The sequence below is a fragment of the Rhizobium sp. 01T444 genome, assembly GCF_056398305.1.
Map to the genome: position 1 here is coordinate 1 of NZ_JBFTPD010000302.1, position 580 is coordinate 580.

Consider the following 580-nt stretch of genomic DNA (forward strand, 5'->3'; position numbering starts at 1 on the left):
GTAGAGAGACAGCCCCCGCCCACCGCGACGCGGCGCGCGCGCCCGCCGCTTCAATGCGTCACCGTCTTCAACGGGCCCTTGGGGCGCTTGATGAGCCACACGCAGAGGATCGTCGCCAGCATCAGGATCGTCGCCATCGCATAGAAGTCGTTCGTCGCGAGCATCACGGCCTGGGTGTCGATCTGCCGCGAGAACAGTGCCGCGGCGCTTGCCGCGGAGCCCAGGGCACGGACCGCGCCCTCGGTCACCGAGCCGACCTGGGACGCATCGATGGCCGCGACGAGCTCGGCGCGGTTGAACTTCGCCATGTGCTCCCAATACGTCTGCGTGAGAGACGCCCCGACCGCCATCGACATGATGCGCAGGAAGTTCTGCAGGCCCGCGCCGTTGGTCACCTTGTCATCGGGCAGGTCGGACACGCCGAGAGAGGTCAGGCAGATGATGCAGGCCGGAATGCCCGCTCCGAGCACGAACATCGGGAAGGCCACCGACATGTAGTCTCCCTGCGTCGTGAGGTGCGCGCGCATGAAGAAGGACGTCGCCAGAACCGCCATGCCGACGCTGACGATCCAGCGTGCGT

Annotated in this window: 1 protein-coding gene; it reads right to left on the reverse strand. The window is 66.9% G+C overall.

What is annotated here, in order from left to right; all coding sequences use genetic code 11:
• Positions 1-50: 50 nt before the first annotated feature.
• Positions 51-580, reverse strand: a 530-nt coding sequence (locus AC1DTN_RS38590) for an MFS transporter (protein WP_477925481.1), incomplete at its 5' end; no start/stop codon positions are given.